The sequence below is a fragment of the Pseudomonas sp. F8002 genome (assembly GCF_013385495.1).
Taxonomy (GTDB): domain Bacteria; phylum Pseudomonadota; class Gammaproteobacteria; order Pseudomonadales; family Pseudomonadaceae; genus Aquipseudomonas.
Map to the genome: position 1 here is coordinate 1 of NZ_JACAPW010000015.1, position 14,149 is coordinate 14,149.

Consider the following 14,149-nt stretch of genomic DNA (forward strand, 5'->3'; position numbering starts at 1 on the left):
AAAAGTGACCCGCTGTAAGAGCGGAACCATAAGCCGCCGTTACCGCAGCAACGGATATGTACACAATCAAACCCCTACGTAGCCGGCCGAATCGCCTTGATCAGCGACTGCAACGAATACCCCAACCGCGACGCCAACCCCTCAGCCCGCGCCGACAACGCCGCCACATCGAGCACCTGATCCAGATCCGCCGGCACCAGCAAAATCACATTCCCCTCCTTCACCGGCAACTCCCAATAATGCCGGTGATACAACCCACGCAACAACGCCGCCCCCAAAGGCTTCCCATCATCCGTAGCCCACTGATTAATCACCAACCACCCCCCCCGGTTCAGCTTCTTCTGGCAATTCTCCAGAAACGTCCAGGCCAGGTGCCCAACCCCAGGGCCAACATCCGTATACAGGTCGACAAAAATCAGGTCCGCCGACTCAGCCGAAGGCAGCAATTCCAACGCATCCCCAACGCGGATATACAACCGAGGATCATCATCCAGCCCCAAGTACTCAATGGCCAGACGCGGCACATCAGGCCGCAGTTCGATGGCTTCCACATCATCCAAAGGCAGAAACTTCAGGCAAGCCTGGGTCAACGTCCCAGCGCCCAAGCCCAGGAACAACGCACTCTCCGGCTGCTCATGGCACAACGCACCAATCAGCATCGCGCGGGTGTAGTCATACTCCAACCAGCTCGGGTCAGCAGTAAACACACAACTCTGCTCGATGGCATCGCCAAACTCGAGAAAGCGGTAATCGGCCACTTCCAGCACGCGGATCATGCCGAAGTCATCATGGACCTCGGCCAGCAGGCGCTCGACGCGCTCCTCAGACATTGCAACTCCTAACGGCGTGCCAACGGGAAAGCCGGGATTGTGGGCGAACCGGCGGCAGCAGGTCACGTACTAATTGCTGATAACATGACGGCCCGACCGCAAATCACTCGAGTTCATGATGAGCCAACCCTGGAGCCCCGACAGCTGGCGCGCCCTGCCGATCCAGCAACAACCCCAGTACCCTGACGCCGCGCATTTGTCGCAGGTCGAGCAAAACCTGGCGAGCTATCCGCCGCTGGTGTTTGCCGGTGAAGCCCGTGAGTTGCGCCGTCAGTTTGCCGAGGTGACCCAGGGTCGCGCCTTCCTGTTGCAAGGCGGCGATTGCGCCGAGAGTTTTGCCGAGTTCTCGGCGGCAAAAATCCGCGACACCTTCAAGGTGCTGCTGCAGATGGCGATTGTGATGACCTTCGCTGCCGGCTGCCCGGTGGTCAAGGTCGGGCGTATGGCGGGCCAGTTCGCCAAGCCGCGCTCTTCCAACGATGAAACCATCGACGGCATCACCCTGCCCGCCTACCGCGGCGATATCGTCAACGGTATCGGCTTCGACGAAAAAAGCCGCGTGCCCGATCCGGACCGCCTGCTGCAGTCCTACCACCAGTCCACCGCCACCCTGAATCTGCTGCGGGCGTTTGCCCAGGGCGGTTTTGCCGACCTGCACCAGGTGCACAAGTGGAACCTGGACTTCATCGCCAACTCCGCCCTGGCCGAGAAGTACAGCCAACTGGCCGACCGCATCGACGAAACCCTGGCCTTCATGCGTGCCTGTGGCATGGACAGCTCGCCGCAACTGCGCGAGACCAGTTTCTTCACCGCCCACGAAGCGCTGCTGCTCAACTACGAACAAGCCTTCGTGCGCCGCGACAGCCTGACCAACGACTATTACGACTGCTCGGCACACATGCTCTGGATCGGTGATCGCACCCGCCAACTGGACGGTGCCCACGTCGAATTCCTGCGCGGGGTGAACAACCCGATCGGGGTCAAGGTCGGCCCGAGCATGAACCCCGACGACCTGATCCGCCTGATCGACATCCTCAACCCGGACAACGACCCGGGCCGCCTGAACCTGATTGCGCGCATGGGTGCCAACAAGGTCGGCGACCATCTGCCGAACCTGATCCGCGCGGTACAGCGCGAGGGCAAGCAGGTGCTGTGGAGTTCCGACCCGATGCACGGCAACACCATCAAGGCCAGCAGCGGCTACAAGACCCGGGACTTCGCGCAGATTCTCAGTGAGGTGAAGGAGTTCTTCCAGGTGCATGAAGCCGAAGGCACTTACGCCGGCGGGATTCATATCGAGATGACCGGGCAGAACGTCACCGAGTGCATCGGTGGCGCACGGCCGATTACCGAAGACGGGTTGTCGGACCGCTACCACACCCACTGCGACCCACGGATGAATGCCGATCAGTCGCTGGAATTGGCATTCCTGATTGCCGAGACGCTAAAACAGGTCAAGCGTTAAAAGCTCTACCCGCAACCGTGCCGCACTGGCCCGCTGGCAATTGAGCTGTATCTGCTCAAGCCCGAGCCAGTCGGCCATCTGCCGCAGATTCAGGGCCAGCGCGCGCATGCCCTCCTCGTCCAGCCCCGGCTCTTCCTCGTGAACGGCATGCACCGCCAGGCGTCCGGCCGCCCGCTCCGCCCGCAGATCCACGCGCGCGGCAATCCGCTCGTTGTGCAGGAACGGCAGCACGTAGTAGCCATATACCCGCTTGTCCTGCGGCGTGTAGATCTCCAGCCGATAGCGGAAATCGAACAACCGCTCGGTACGGCTGCGCTCCCAGATCAGCGAATCAAAAGGCGATAACAGTGCGCTGGCAGGCACCTTGCGCGGGACTTTCGGCTCGGGCAGGCAATAAGCCGGCTGTTTCCAGCCCTGGACCTCGCAGGTGATCAATTGCCCATCCTCGACCAGCTCCGCCAGGCGCCCACGGCTGTCGGCCGGGTCCAGACGGAAGTAGTCGCGCAGGTCTTTTTCAGTGCCCACCCCCAGCGCCGTGGCGCTGTGCAGCAGCAAACCGCGTTGCGCCTCAGCCTCGTCCAAGGGGGGTTGCTGGAGAATGTCGGCCGGGATCACACGCTCCGGCAGGTCATACAAACGCTCAAAACCCCGCCTCCCGGCGACGGTCACCTGGCCGGCGGCGAACAACCATTCCAGCGCATGCTTTTCATCGCTCCAGTCCCACCACGGGCCGGCGCGCTCCTCGCGGGTCGACAAACTGCCCGCACCCAGGGCGCCTTGTTGTTCGACGATGCCCAGCACCCGGGCGATGGTGGCCTGCTGCTCGCGACCAAAACGCGCCATTTGCTGATAGATCCCCTGCCCCCGGGCCGCCCGTTCCATGCGCCAGCGCATCAATGGGTACAACGCCATTGGCAACAACGACGCCTCATGGCCCCAATATTCGAACAGCGAGCGGCGCCGCCCCGAACTCCAGGCGGCCTGCTCTAGAATCAACGGAGAGTAATGCCCCAGACGGGAAAACAGCGGCAGGTAGTGCGAACGCACCACCGCATTTACCGAATCAATCTGCAACACGCCCAAACGCTCAACCAGGCGATTGACCTGCGCCGCCTTGATCAACGCCGGCGGCTGGCGCCCGGAAAAACCCTGGGCGGCCAGCGCCAGGCGTCGCGCCTGCTTGAGGGAAAAGGACAGTTCTGCGGGCATGGGCATCTCCTTGTGTGCTCGCGAACCACCCTACTGCATCCCGAGTCATTTTCGCAGCGGGTCTTCCCAAAAATGCCGGCGGCTTTCCTGCTCGACATCGCCACGGTTGAGCCCGATGTCCTTGAGCGCCTCATCGCTCATGCTCATCAACAGCTGACGCTCACGGTGCACGGCCATCCACCGGGAACCCAGTTGAAGCAGCCCGGAAAACGGCCGCTTCGCCATCAGTACAAAGCCTCTTTGACCTTTCATCATCTCGCCCTCCAGTGGGGATGACTGAAGTCTGTGCCTGGCGCTATGATCAATCCAACGAATGTTTCTTATGCAATACATCTCGGAGATTGATCAATTGTCCAGCTACCCGAGTATCGACACCGAGGTGCTGCGCACCTTCGTCGCCATCGCTGATCAAGGGGGCTTTACCCGCGCCGGCGAGCAGGTCAACCGCACCCAGTCGGCGGTGAGCATGCAGATGAAACGCCTGGAAGAAGATGTGTTGCAGCGCAAGTTGTTCGAGCGCGATGGTCGCCAGGTGCGGCTGACTCCGGAAGGCCAGGTGCTATTGGGCTATGCCCGCAGGATCCTGAAGCTGCACAGCGAGGTGTTCAACACCCTGCGCGAGCCGCACATGGTCGGGTTGGTGCGCATCGGCACCCCGGACGATTACGTGATGCGCTACTTGCCGGGGATTCTCAAGCGCTTCTCCAAGGCTTACCCGCTGATCCAGATTGAAATGCACTGCGAGTCGTCGCCGGTGCTGATGCAGCGCCGGGACCTCGACCTGACCGTTATCAGCCGCGAACCGGGAAATGAAATCGGCGAACTGCTGCGCCATGAACGCATGGTGTGGGTGGCGGCGCCCTGCTTCTGTATGGATGAGCACAGCGCCCTGCCCCTGGCCATTTCCGGCCTCGACAGTTTTTGCACGCAGTGGGCACGCGCCGCGCTGGACGCCCAGGGGCAGGAATACCGACTGGCGTATCACAGCTCCAACGGGGCCGCGATCCTCGCAGTGGTGGGTGCCGGCCTGGCCGTCACGATCAATATGGAAAGCCTGGTGACCGAAGACCTGCGCATATTGGGCACAGCGGACGGTTTTCCGCCGCTGCCGTCGGTCAACCTGCGGCTGTTGCGCAACCCGCGCACCACCTCGCCGATTACCGAATGCCTCGCCGAATACATCCTCGAAGGCTTCAAACTTTAAACGTCAGCATCACCGCACACACCGCCAGGAACCCGCAGAACAGCCCGCGTAACATGCGCTCCGGCATAGCGTGGGCGACTTTCACGCCCCAACTGATACTGAGCAAACCGCCGACGGCCAAAGGCAAGCCGATCAGCCAGTCCACTTCGTGGTGCCAGGCGTAGGTCACCAGGGTCACGCTGGTGCTCGGCAAAGCCAGGGCCAGCGACAGCCCTTGGGCCACCACCTGGCTGGTGCCGAAGATGCTGGTCAGCACCGGCGTGGCAACCACTGCACCGCCCACCCCGAACAAGCCACCCATGGAGCCTGACGCCGCGCCCAACACCCCAAGCCACGGCCAGGAATAACGCATCTGCGCTGACGGCGGTGCATTGTGGGTAAACATTCGCAGCAGGTTGTAGGACGCCAATACCAGCAGAAACGCGATAAAACCCACCCGCATCACGTCAGCATCGATCCCCACCGCCCAGATCGAGCCCAGCCAGGCGAAGGAAAAACCCATCACGCCCAACGGCAGTGCATGACGCAATTCAATCCGGTTGCGCTGGTGATAACGCCACAACGCCAGCATCACATTCGGCACCACCATCACCAGGGCCGTGCCTTGGGCGATCTGCTGGTCGAGGCCGAAAAATACCCCCAGCACGGGAATGGCAATCAGCCCGCCGCCGATGCCGAACAAGCCACCGACCGTGCCCAACGCTACGCCCAGCATTAAATACAACGTTAAATCTGCCACCCGCTCGCTCCTGCTGTTCCCAGGCCTTCCATGCTACGCAGTCCGCTCTGGTGCGGAAACGCACAGCAACGCACAATGGCTGTGCCAATCTCGCACAAGCAGACGCTGATGAACCCCAATACATTGACCGATCAACTGAGCCTGTTTCTCGACGTACTGGAAGCCGGCAGCTTTTCCGCAGCCGCGCGCCGTCACCCGCTCACGCCCTCGGCCGTGGCGCGGCGCATCGACAGCCTGGAAAGCTCGGTGGGTAGCCGGCTGTTTCAACGCAGCACCCATGCGGTGGTGCCGACGCCCGCCGGCCTGGCGTTTGCCGAGCGCGCCCGGCGGATTGTCAGCGAGCTGCAACTGGCGCGGGCCGAAGCGGTGTCGCTGAGTCATGCGCCTGAAGGCTTGATCCGCGTGGACGCACCGGCGGCTTTCGGCAGGCGGCATTTGGCGCCTGCCATCGCTGACTTTCTCAATGTCTATCCGGGACTGGACGTGCACCTGCACTTGATCGACAGCTTTGTCGACATGCAGGGCGAGCATCTGGGCAAGGTCGACCTGGTGCTGCGGGCCGGGCATATCGTCGACACCCGGCTGATTGCCACGCCACTGGCCAGCATCGTGCGCATCGCTTGCGCAAGCCCGGCCTACCTGAAAAGCCGTGGCACGCCGACCCATCCCAGCCAGTTAAGCGAGCATGACGGCCTGGACTGGGAAGGCCTGGCACCGATGTTCGCTTGGCGTTTTGAGCTCGATGGGCGCAAATCCACCTACCGCCCGCAGCGCATTCGCATGAGCGCCAATAACGCCGAAGCCCTGCTTTCAGGCGCGCTGGCCGGGCTGGGTGTTGCGCATCTGCCCACCTGGCTCGCCAGCGAATACCTGGTGCGCGGTGAACTGGTCCCGCTGTTCTGCGAGAACGGCCTGCCGACGCCTGAAACCGCGGGCATCTATGCGCTACGCCTGGAGCAACACGCCAACGCCCGCAGCCGCTTGTTGCTGGAATACCTCAAGGCGCGCTTCAGCCCTGTGCCGCCCTGGGACCTGGCACTGCAAAGCGGCCTGGGTTGACCGGCCGGACAGAATTGTCTGGCGCGTTAAAGATTTGCCCGCTAGATTCGAAACCAGACACGTTTTAAGGCACTGCCATGACCAAGCCCCTCGATACCTGCGAATCCTTGTTGCTCGACAACCAGCTGTGTTTTGCCCTGCATTCCACCTCGTTGTTGATGACCAAGGTCTACAAACCGCTGCTGCAAGCCCTCGGCCTGACCTATCCGCAGTACCTGGCCATGATGGTGCTGTGGGAAGAGGATGGCTTGACCGTAGGCGAAATCAGCAATCGCCTGCTGACGGATCCCGGCTCCCTGACGCCGCTGCTCAAGCGCCTGGAAGCCGAAGGCCTGCTCAGCCGCACCCGCAGCCGCGAAGACGAGCGCGTGGTGGTGGTTGAATTGACCGAGGCCGGGCGCGCCCTGCGGGACAAAGCCATGGATATTCCACAGTGCATCCTGGGCGCCAGCGGGCTGGACATCGAGCAGTTGCGCAAGCTGCAGGGCGATTTACTGGCACTGCGAAAAAACCTGCAAGTCTCCCTCTAAAGGCACCACGCATCAAAAAATGTGGGAGCGGGCTTGCTCGCGAATGCGGTGGATCAGTCAATGCATCTAGTGACTGTCACACCGCATTCGCGAGCAAGCCCGCTCCCACATTTGTTTGTGCAATGCCTGGCTATCAAAGCACGCAAAATATTTTCCAAATATATCTTGCGCACTAACTATTAGCGCGATACATTCACCTCGCCACTTACTTAGCGCGCAAACATTTAGCGCAGATACTGACGAGGAAATCACCATGCAAGCTCTCTACACCGCAGTAGCCACCGCCACCGGCGGCCGTGATGGTCGTGCTGTTTCCAGCGACAACATCCTCGATGTAAAACTCTCCACGCCAAAAGAACTGGGCGGCGCGGGTGGCCAGGCCACCAACCCGGAACAACTGTTCGCCGCCGGTTACTCCGCCTGCTTCATCGGTGCCCTGAAATTCGTCGCCAGCCAGACCAAACGCAAAATCCCGGATGACGCTTCGATCACTGCCCACGTCGGCATCGGTCAAATCCCCGGCGGTTTCGGCCTGGACATCGACCTGCACGTCAGCTTGCCCGGCCTGGCCCAGGACGACGCGCAAAGCCTGGTCGACGCTGCGCACCAGGTTTGCCCTTACTCCAACGCCACCCGTGGCAACGTCGATGTACGCCTGCACGTAACCGTCTGACCCACGCGGTTTTTTGGAGAAGAACATGAACACATTTGGCAAAGTACTCACCGGCACCCTGCTCGCCTTCTCGATCACCAATGCCTTTGCGGCCAGCGGTGACGTGGAACACAACACCCAGGCGTTTCTCGATGTACTGAACGCCGGCACCGGCAAACCGATGGAGCAACTGACGCCCAGGGAAGCCCGTGCGGTGCTGACAGGTGCACAGTCAGGCGTGAAACTGACGCTGCCCAAGGCCGACGTGAGCCAGAAGACCATTCAAGTCGATGGCCAGCCGCTGAGCCTGACCATCGTGCGTCCGGCCGGGGTCAAGGGCACATTGCCGGTGTTCATGTTCTTCCACGGCGGTGGCTGGGTACTCGGGGATTTCCCGACCCACGAGCGCCTGGTGCGTGACCTGGTGGTGGGGTCGGGAGCGGCGGCGGTGTTCGTCAACTACACGCCATCACCTGAAGCGCACTACCCGGTGGCGATCAACCAGGCGTACGGGGCAACCAAGTGGGTGGCCGAACACGGCAGCGAGATCAACGTCGATGGCAAACGCCTGGCCGTCGCCGGCAACAGCGTCGGCGGCAACATGGCAGCGGTGGTCAGCCTGATGGCTAAGGACAGGGGCACTCCGTCAATCAAGTTCCAACTGCTGTTGTGGCCGGTGACCGACGCCAACTTCGACACCGGGTCCTACAACCAGTTTGCCGAAGGCCACTTCCTGACCCGTAACATGATGAAGTGGTTCTGGGACAACTACACCACCGACACCAACCAGCGCGCCGAGATCTATGCGTCGCCCCTGCGGGCAAGCACCGCGCAGCTCAAGGGTTTGCCACCTGCGTTGATTCAGACCGCAGGCTCGGACGTGCTGCGTGACGAAGGCGAAGCCTATGCCCGCAAACTGGATGAAGCCGGTGTACCGGTGACCGCCGTGCGCTACAACGGCATGATCCATGACTACGGTTTGCTGAATGTCGTCAGCCAGGTACCGGAGGTTCGTTCGGCGCTGCTGCAGGCGTCCGAGGAGCTGAAGCAACACCTGAAGTAAAAACCGGCACCCACAAAAAAGCCCGACGCATGGTCGGGCTTTTTTTATCGTACCGGTGGCGCAGGAATTACTTCTTGGCGCGACCTTTGTACGAACCACCTTCACGGGTGTCGATCTCGATCAGGTCGTCGATTTCGATGAAATCGGCTACTTGCAGTTCGGTACCGTTAGCCAGCTTGGCAGGCTTCATCACCTTGCCCGAAGTGTCGCCGCGAGCGGAACCTTCGGTGTAGGCAACCTTACGCACGATAGTGGTCGGCAGCTCTACGGAAACCAGACGGTCTTCGAAGAAGATAGCTTCGCAGACGTCTTCCATGCCTTCTTCCACGAACGGCAGAACGGCTTCGATGTCTTCAGCGTTCAGCTCGTACATGGTGTAGTCGGTGGTGTCCATGAACGTGTAGGTGTCGCCGCTGATGAAGGACAGGGTCGCTTCTTTGCGGTCGAGGATCACGTCGTCCAGTTTGTCATCGGCGCTGTAGACGATCTCGGTCTTGTAACCGGTCAGCAGGTTCTTCAGCTTGGTCTTCATGATTGCGCTGTTACGACCAGACTTGGTGAACTCAGCTTTCTGAACCAGCCAAGGGTCGTTTTCGAGACGGATCACTGTACCGGGTTTCAGTTCTTTACCAGTTTTCATTGCGAATATCCGAAATTTGGATGGGATTTACAAAAATCAAGGTCGCGTATCATATCCAATTTACATAAAACTGTACCAGCGCCGTCGCAAGATCGGTCCGCGAGCCTTGTTCCAGAGCCCATTTCTCGGCGTTCGCGGTCACTTCCGGCCAGTGTTCCAGCAGCATTTTCCAGCAAAGTGCCATATCGCCATCAGCGTTCCAGGCCTGCCAAAGGCCGACCAATGCGACTTTCGCAGCCGGAGACAGACCTTCGGTATACAGCTCAAGGAACGCATCGAGCTTGTCCAGGTGAATGTCTTCGTCCTGGCGATAGATATGCCACAACAGTGGCCGCCCGGCCCATTGCGCCCGCACGAACGAGTCTTCGCCGCGCACGGCGTTGAAGTCGCAGCACCACAACAGCCGGTCGTATTGCTCCTGGCGCACAAACGGCAGCACTTGCACGGTCAACCCGTCGCGCCGGTGCACATCACCTACTTCCAATGACTCGACCCCCAGCCAGCCCTGCACATCTCCGAGGATCCGCCCTTCCGGCACCAGCAGATGAGTGGCGCGCCCATCGGCCGCCAGCACGTCGAGCCAACTGGCCAGCCCGGCGTTTTCATAGGCGAACAACGACATCATCCGCGCACCGTCCACCGGGAAAACCCCAAGCGCCTGCAGAAACTGCTGCCGGGCGGCGGCGTCTTGCTGGAAGGCATCGCGCTGTTCCAGCAGCCCCGCCTCACGCAATAAGCCGCCGGTGCCGGGACGGAATCCGGGAAAGAAGAAGTACTTTTGCACGCCCTTGAATTTCACCGAGGGCAAACCGTGGCAGCCGACCACCCAGTCTTCGGCGCTCAGGTAATCCAGGTTCATCCACAGCGGCGTGCGGTCGCGTGCGGCCATCGCTTCCATGTAGTCAGGCGGCACTTGACAGGCGAACGCAGCGATCACCACGTCTGCCGCGTCGGTCGCCGGCCAGTCGGAGGGCCAGTAGCGCACGTCGACGCCCTCTTGCCATTGCTGGTGCACCTGCACATCAATCTCGGGGCACATGCGTTCGAACGCCCGCAGGTCATCGACCCACAAGCGCACCGCACACCCTTGTTCCGCCACCAATTGCCGGGCCAGGCGCCAGGTCACGCCGATGTCGCCGTAGTTATCGACGACGCTGCAAAAAATATCCCAGCGGGCTTTCATTCCGGGCTCCAACGCTCAAAGGCTCGATTGTCCGTATAAATGCCTCGATACAGAAGGGTTGATCGCGATTATTCTGCGCGCGGCTGTGGGACAATCGGCGCCATGCCGCACGTGCCTGCCAGGAGGCCACCATGTCTGATCGTTCGTTCTCGCTGTTCAAACTCAGTATCGCCGTGGCCTTCGGCCTGTGGCTGGGGTTTATCGCCATTGTGCTGAGCGTGTGGCTGGCTTCCCGCTACCTGCCCGAGCAAACCGTGGCGCCGGTGGCCCGAGTGGTGCAGCAACTGGGCAAGCCGGAGGTGGTTGCACCGGAGCCGCCGAACCGGATGTTCGAGCAGTACCAGGAGAACCTGCGCAAGCAGGAGCAACAGCAAACCCTGGACCAGGCCCGTAACAACCCGCGCAACCTGTCCAACCCCAAATGCCAGTTCTGGCTGCAACAGGACCAGAACGCCCCCAACGACAAGAGCCGGGCCAACGTCCTGCAATTTTGCGATTGATCACGAAAGCCGCCCATGAATAAACACGCCGTTCACCAGTTGGTTTTGGACAAGCTCGCGGTCGATCTCGATGTCGCCCAGCGCGCCGCGCAAACCGCGTACGAAACCGCGACCCACGAAGAAAACATCGCCGAGAACAAGTACGACACCCTGGGCCTGGAGGCTTCCTACCTGGCCGCCGGTCAGGCCCGGCGCGTCGAGGAGATCAAGCAGGCGCTGACGCTCTGCCAGAACATGCAACTGCGTGCCTACGATGACCAGCGCGGGATCGAAGTGGGCGCATTGCTGGGACTGGTGGATGAGAACGATCGCCAGCAGTGGCTATTCCTGGCGCCGGACGGCGCAGGGTTGAAGGTCGATGTGGTGGGGCAACCGGTGACCGTCATCACCCCACGCTCGCCCCTGGGCAAAAGCCTGCTGGGCAAGTTCGAAGGGGATGAGGTGGAGATTCTGGTGGGGGGCGCTCGGCAACAGTTTGCTGTTACCGAGGTGACGTAAGCCGATCAGTGAACCGGTAGTTCAACGCCGTCGAACAGCTCTTCCAGTTCCTGCTTGTTGTGGCACTGGATGGCCTTGGCCATCACTTCGCGCGTCAGGTGCGGCGCGAACTTTTCGATGAAGTCGCACATGAAACCACGCAGGAAGGTGCCACGACGAAAACCGATCTTGGTCACGCTGGACTCGAACAGCTCGCTGGCATCGAGCACCACCAGGTCGTTGTCGAGCTTGGTGTCGACCGCCATCTTGGCGACGATACCGACACCCAGGCCCAGGCGCACATAAGTCTTGATGACGTCGGCATCAGCCGCGGTGAACACCACTTTCGGCGTCAGGCCACGATGGCTGAAGGCTTCGTCGAGTTTCGAACGGCCGGTAAAACCGAACACGTAAGTCACGATCGGGTATTCAGCCAGGGCTTCCAGGGTCAGCTTCGGCAGCTTGGCCAATGGGTGACCTTGTGGGACCACGACGCAACGGTTCCAGCGGTAGCACGGCATCATCACCAGGTCGCCGAACAATTCCAGCGCTTCGGTGGCAATCGCGAAATCGACGGTGCCGTCGGCGGCCATCTCGGCGATCTGCATCGGCGAGCCCTGGTGCATGTGCAAGGCCACGTCCGGGTACTGCTTGATAAAGCTGCTGATCACCGGCGGCAGCGCATAACGCGCCTGGGTGTGGGTGGTGGCGATCGACAGGGTGCCCTTTTTCTCGTTGGAGAATTCCTGGGCGATCTGCTTGATGCTTTCGACCTTGCGCAGGATCTCGCCGGCGGTGGTGATGATGCGCTCACCGGCCGGGGTGACGCGGGTCAGGTGTTTGCCGCTGCGCGCGAACACTTCAACGCCCAACTCATCTTCGAGCAGGCGGATCTGCTTGCTGATACCGGGTTGCGAGGTGTAAAGGCTTTGAGCAGTAGCGGAAACGTTGAGGTCGTGGTGCGCCACTTCCCAGATGTAGCGCAGTTGTTGAAGCTTCATATGTGTCCCTCAAAGCGGATAGACGCCACGGGTATCAGCGACGGTATATAACTATATTAAAGGTTAGACGGATAAATCTAGAACTTTTTATCGTTTTCTACCAATCACACGTCGTCACTGCGTCGACGCTGTAACAGCGGTACCAGGTACACCGGCACCTGGGACAGCTGCAGCACCCGTGCGGCGGTTCTCCCCAGGGGTGTTGCCACCCCGACCGCCTGGCTGTGACTACCTACGATCAACAAATCCACAGAGAGTTTCTGCGACTGGTCGAGAATCACTTCACAAGGATCACCCTGGATCACCCGCACCGAACGGATCAACTTGAGGTCCTGCTCCCCGTCCCCCAGCTCCTCGCGAAAACTGTCGAGCACCCGTTGTTCGATGGTCGCCATCACCGTCGTCAGGCCCTGGCTTTGCCATTCACTCAAGGCCTTCTCATCAAGGTAGCTCTGCAACACCGATTCGGCGAACAGCCCGATGGGCTCGACCACGTGAATCACATACAGATCAGCCTTGAACGTTCGCGCCAGCGCCAGGGCATGTTGCATCACATAGGGGGCATACAGACCGAGGTCAGTGGCGTACAGCATCGAACGAATCATAGAACCTCCTGGGCAGCCAGGATGGCGGGGATTGATTCAGCTTAGCAGCGCCTTTGGCAGTGCTCAGCCCTCGGTCTGAATTTTCAACTCGTTACTGATGCCATGGGGTACGTGGCCGGTAGCCACGAACTCCCGGGCCTTCTCGCAATGCCCTTCCTGGTCATCGAAAAACACATCGGCGGCGAAGGCTTCGAGGAACGCCGACTTCTCCAGGCCACCAAGAAACAGCGACTCGTCGAGACGGATATCCCACTCGCGCAGCGTGCGAATCACCCGCTCGTGGGAAGGCGCCGAACGGGCGGTCACCAGCGCAGTGCGGATGGGGCAGGACTCGTCGGGGAACTCGCGCTGCAACAGGTTGAGTGCCGCCAGGAAGCCCTTGAATGGGCCGCCGCGCAACGGCTCGCGGGCGGATTCGCGCTCGCTGGCCTGGAAGGCTTCAAGGCCGCCCGACTGATAAACGCGCTCGGACTCGTCGGAAAACAGCACCGCGTCGCCATCGAAGGCAATCCGCAATTCGGCACTGGAGGCCCGACCTGCGCCGCCCGACAGAATCGTCGCTGCGGCAAACCCGGCATCCAGGGCGCTGCGCACATCCTCGGCATGGGTGGACAGAAACAGGTGGCAGCCAAACGCCGCCAGATAAGGATAAGGGCTGCGCCCGCCGACAAACGCCGCGCGGGAGATGTCGAGCCCGTAATGCTGGATCGAATTGAATACACGCAAGCCGGTGTCGGCACTGTTGCGCGACACCAGCACCACCTCGACCCGGGCGCGGCCGAGGCTGGCGTTGAGGCTCAGGAGTTTCTTCACCAGCGGGAAGGCGTCACCGGGCTCGAGGGTTTCTTCCTCGTGGTCGATCTGGTACTTGCGGTACGCCTCGACGCCTTGGGCCAGGTAGACCTTGTGGCTCTCGCTCAGGTCGAACAGCGCTCGCGAGGAAATCGCCAGCACCAGTTTGTCGCCCAATCCCTTCGCCATGGTGTTCCCCC

General features: G+C 61.0%; 17 protein-coding genes. 8 read left to right on the forward strand and 9 right to left on the reverse strand.

Going from position 1 to position 14,149, the window contains the following annotated elements; all coding sequences use genetic code 11:
- Positions 1-74: 74 nt before the first annotated feature.
- Positions 75-830, reverse strand: coding sequence for a spermidine synthase (locus HX811_RS11730; protein ID WP_177046016.1), 756 nt, complete (start codon positions 828-830; stop codon positions 75-77).
- A gap of 118 nt (positions 831-948) precedes the next feature.
- Between HX811_RS11730 and HX811_RS11735 the strand changes: the two genes are divergently transcribed.
- Entirely contained in the window at positions 949-2,295 is a 1,347-nt protein-coding gene (locus HX811_RS11735; RefSeq protein WP_003218681.1) for a class II 3-deoxy-7-phosphoheptulonate synthase, read from the forward strand.
- On the opposite strand, the gene HX811_RS11740 is transcribed toward HX811_RS11735, so the two are convergent.
- Together HX811_RS11740 and HX811_RS11745 are read right to left on the reverse strand one after the other, a co-directional pair.
- Entirely contained in the window at positions 2,275-3,504 is a 1,230-nt protein-coding gene (locus HX811_RS11740; protein ID WP_008437776.1) for a winged helix-turn-helix domain-containing protein, read from the reverse strand. The genes HX811_RS11735 and HX811_RS11740 overlap by 21 nt on opposite strands.
- A gap of 45 nt (positions 3,505-3,549) precedes the next feature.
- On the reverse strand, positions 3,550-3,756 hold the full coding sequence (locus HX811_RS11745; RefSeq protein WP_003218685.1) for a DUF1127 domain-containing protein: 207 nt from the start codon (positions 3,754-3,756) through the stop codon (positions 3,550-3,552).
- Between the two features lie 70 nt (positions 3,757-3,826).
- On the opposite strand from HX811_RS11745, the gene HX811_RS11750 reads away from it, so the two are divergent.
- Positions 3,827-4,708, forward strand: a complete 882-nt coding sequence (locus HX811_RS11750; RefSeq protein ID WP_023659060.1) for a LysR family transcriptional regulator — start codon at positions 3,827-3,829, stop codon at positions 4,706-4,708.
- Here the strand turns inward: HX811_RS11750 and HX811_RS11755 are convergent.
- Complete coding sequence (locus HX811_RS11755) at positions 4,698-5,447, reverse strand: sulfite exporter TauE/SafE family protein (RefSeq protein ID WP_023659061.1); 750 nt, start codon at positions 5,445-5,447, stop codon at positions 4,698-4,700. The two genes, HX811_RS11750 and HX811_RS11755, sit on opposite strands and share 11 nt — an antisense overlap.
- A 108-nt stretch (positions 5,448-5,555) precedes the next feature.
- On the opposite strand from HX811_RS11755, the gene HX811_RS11760 reads away from it, so the two are divergent.
- The 4 genes from HX811_RS11760 (at position 5,556) to HX811_RS11775 (ending at position 8,751) form a co-directional block, all read left to right on the forward strand.
- Positions 5,556-6,506 (forward strand): LysR family transcriptional regulator, encoded by a 951-nt coding sequence (locus HX811_RS11760; protein ID WP_008437773.1) that lies wholly within the window; start codon positions 5,556-5,558, stop codon positions 6,504-6,506.
- 77 nt (positions 6,507-6,583) lie between these two features.
- Complete coding sequence (locus HX811_RS11765; protein WP_003218693.1) at positions 6,584-7,036, forward strand: MarR family winged helix-turn-helix transcriptional regulator; 453 nt, start codon at positions 6,584-6,586, stop codon at positions 7,034-7,036.
- 253 nt (positions 7,037-7,289) lie between these two features.
- Entirely contained in the window at positions 7,290-7,709 is a 420-nt protein-coding gene (locus tag HX811_RS11770; protein ID WP_003218695.1) for an organic hydroperoxide resistance protein, read from the forward strand.
- Between the two features lie 25 nt (positions 7,710-7,734).
- Entirely contained in the window at positions 7,735-8,751 is a 1,017-nt protein-coding gene (locus HX811_RS11775) for an alpha/beta hydrolase (protein ID WP_102368442.1), read from the forward strand.
- A gap of 67 nt (positions 8,752-8,818) precedes the next feature.
- Here the strand turns inward: HX811_RS11775 and HX811_RS11780 are convergent, their stop codons facing one another.
- Positions 8,819-9,391, reverse strand: a complete 573-nt coding sequence (locus tag HX811_RS11780; protein WP_003218698.1) for an elongation factor P — start codon at positions 9,389-9,391, stop codon at positions 8,819-8,821.
- A 49-nt stretch (positions 9,392-9,440) separates the two neighbouring features.
- Positions 9,441-10,574 (reverse strand): elongation factor P maturation arginine rhamnosyltransferase EarP, encoded by a 1,134-nt coding sequence (gene earP, locus HX811_RS11785; protein WP_177046017.1) that lies wholly within the window; start codon positions 10,572-10,574, stop codon positions 9,441-9,443.
- A 131-nt stretch (positions 10,575-10,705) separates the two neighbouring features.
- Between earP and HX811_RS11790 the strand changes: the two genes are divergently transcribed.
- Entirely contained in the window at positions 10,706-11,074 is a 369-nt protein-coding gene (locus HX811_RS11790; protein ID WP_003218702.1) for a hypothetical protein, read from the forward strand.
- Positions 11,075-11,089: 15 nt separating this feature from the next.
- Complete coding sequence (locus HX811_RS11795; RefSeq protein WP_177046019.1) at positions 11,090-11,572, forward strand: GreA/GreB family elongation factor; 483 nt, start codon at positions 11,090-11,092, stop codon at positions 11,570-11,572.
- Between the two features lie 5 nt (positions 11,573-11,577).
- Here the strand turns inward: HX811_RS11795 and cysB are convergent, their stop codons facing one another.
- The 3 genes from cysB to HX811_RS11810 form a co-directional block, all read right to left on the reverse strand.
- Positions 11,578-12,552, reverse strand: coding sequence for an HTH-type transcriptional regulator CysB (gene cysB / locus HX811_RS11800; protein WP_003218707.1), 975 nt, complete (start codon positions 12,550-12,552; stop codon positions 11,578-11,580).
- Positions 12,553-12,656: 104 nt separating this feature from the next.
- Complete coding sequence (locus HX811_RS11805; protein WP_003218709.1) at positions 12,657-13,157, reverse strand: universal stress protein; 501 nt, start codon at positions 13,155-13,157, stop codon at positions 12,657-12,659.
- Positions 13,158-13,220: 63 nt separating this feature from the next.
- Positions 13,221-14,138 carry a 5'-nucleotidase gene (locus tag HX811_RS11810; RefSeq protein ID WP_003218711.1) on the reverse strand — a complete coding sequence of 306 codons (918 nt, stop codon included), beginning with the start codon at positions 14,136-14,138 and terminating at the stop codon, positions 13,221-13,223.
- Positions 14,139-14,149 lie beyond the last annotated feature (11 nt).